2 protein-coding genes and 1 tRNA gene are annotated in these 1756 nt (G+C 67.0%); all 3 read left to right on the top strand.

Features of this window, described 5'->3' with window-relative positions; translation table 11 throughout:
* Positions 1-396: 396 nt before the first annotated feature.
* The 3 genes from AC2W7C_RS17490 (at position 397) to AC2W7C_RS17480 (ending at position 1017) form a co-directional block, all read left to right on the top strand.
* The gene (locus AC2W7C_RS17490) at positions 397-609 is read left to right on the top strand and encodes a hypothetical protein (protein ID WP_486002508.1); all 213 of its coding nucleotides are present in this window, start codon (positions 397-399) and stop codon (positions 607-609) included.
* 103 nt (positions 610-712) lie between these two features.
* Positions 713-877, top strand: coding sequence for a DNA gyrase inhibitor YacG (locus tag AC2W7C_RS17485; protein WP_486002507.1), 165 nt, complete (start codon positions 713-715; stop codon positions 875-877).
* 64 nt (positions 878-941) lie between these two features.
* Positions 942-1017 (top strand) — tRNA-Phe (locus AC2W7C_RS17480).
* Positions 1018-1756 lie beyond the last annotated feature (739 nt).

Below are 1756 nucleotides of genomic sequence, written 5' to 3'. Positions count from 1 at the left end.
CTGCTGGGCTCGCCCGGGACCCAGGGTGGCCGAGACCCCTTCAGGTCTTAGCGCCGGGCGTGACGGCCGGGTGACGGGGCGGGCCGCGATCGAGGCGGCTGGGAGGCGGTCGAGGACGCCGAGCAGGGAGACGACGCCTCGGATCGTCCGGTGCTGGTCGAGCGCACGCGGGCGATGATCACCGTCGACATCGACCTGAACCGTCACGTTCCGGCGGCGCCAAGGCGCGGGCCGAAGCGAATCGGCAGGGGATGAAGGAAGCTGCCCGGCTGATCCGTCTCCGCCGCTGGGGTGGTTTGGCGGCCATCGACCTGATTGGCTCGGGCGGCGACGGCGCGGCCATGGCGGCCGCCGCCAGGCTGCCTTCGGCGCCGACCCCGGATCGCCTACGGTCCGATGACCCGCTTCGGGGCGATGATGCTGTCCCTGCCGTGGGGCCGCACGCCGCTGGAGGACGTCCTATACCAGCGGCCGCCTTTCCGCGGCGTGGCGGAGATGCATCCGGGCCAGGCGGCGCTGGAGGCGGCGCGGCGGCTCAGGCACGCGCTGCTGACGGATACGGCGCGGGCGCGCGTCACGGTGCGGTGCCGACGCCCCGACCTGGCCTGAGCGGCTGGAGGCCGCCTGGTGGCGCGGCTGGGACCCCGCGCCCCATCTGTTCGTCGACGAAAACCCTGACCCCGAACCAGCATGCGATCGAGGCCGGCTGACCATGGCCACCTGTCCCATCTGCCGCCGCCAGCCGACGGATCCCAAGTACAAGCCCTTCTGCTCCAAGCGCTGCGCCGACGTGGATCTGCAGCGCTGGTTCAGCGGCGGCTACGTCATTCCGGGCGGCCCGGAGCGGCCTTCCGAGGATGACCGCGAAGAAGACTGACCTGACCGCTGGACAGGCAAATCCGGCTCGCTTATAGACCCCGCTCCCTCGCTTCAAAGCGCAGGCCCGGGTAGCTCAGTTGGTAGAGCAGCGGATTGAAAATCCGCGTGTCGGTGGTTCGAATCCGCCCCCGGGCACCATCTTCCCAGAAGATGAAGGCCTTCGCCTTCCCCGCGAGTATCCCGGCACGCCTTCTTCAAGCGCTCATCGCGCTGACCCGGCTCGTCCGCCAGACGGACACCGTGCGCACGCTCAAGAAATCGAGGTCGGAACTGCCTCGTTCTGGGCTGTTAATGAGTTGGGAATTCTGATTTTCGCGGCGACCTTGGAAGGAAACACAAGCTGGGGTGCAAAATTCCAAAAGATGATCCGTGCACCCCTCTAAAGGGTCGGACCTTCTGTGGGAGCATCATGAAATTGACGCTTTCAACCTGAAACTTCAGGTTTGAACACGCTTCCTCTCCCCCAGGGGGAAAAGCGCCGTTGCGCACTTGACGCTCTGGTATGCGTTCGCCAAAGGAGCTTGACCGCTTTCCTTTACGAGCGGCCGGCGAAGGAGGGAAAACGGTTTCCCGAGCCCGTCGACACCGCCCCGGAGGCCTCGGCAACCGGATGCGTTAGGAGGCGTTCCGAAGAGCGGGGTTCCACGAACCCCGCGCTGAGGACGAACATTTCATCGGGGGTCGGCCCAGTCTGCGGTCCGGTCCTTCAGGGTTCCACAGTCAGACCAAAGCAGGAACTGGCGAACTATGCTCGACATCAAGAAGACCAACATCCTCCTGGCCATGGCCGGCGCCGCCGTCCTGATGGCCGGTACGCCGGTTCTCGCGCAGGACGCCGCCGCTCCGGCCGCTCCGGCCGCCGCGACCTTCCACCTCG

The sequence above is a fragment of the Brevundimonas sp. CURTG3B2_SDJG genome (assembly GCF_057364705.1).
Note: the sequence above shows the minus strand (reverse complement) of the source record. Positions and strands in the feature narration are given on the sequence as shown.

Bases quoted from the DNA above. Each gene is read 5' to 3' on its own strand.
- AC2W7C_RS17490 (WP_486002508.1), top strand. From the start codon at position 397: ATGACCCGCTTCGGGGCGATGATGCTGTCCCTGCCGTGGGGCCGCACG.
- AC2W7C_RS17485 (WP_486002507.1), top strand. From the start codon at position 713: ATGGCCACCTGTCCCATCTGCCGCCGCCAGCCGACGGATCCCAAGTAC.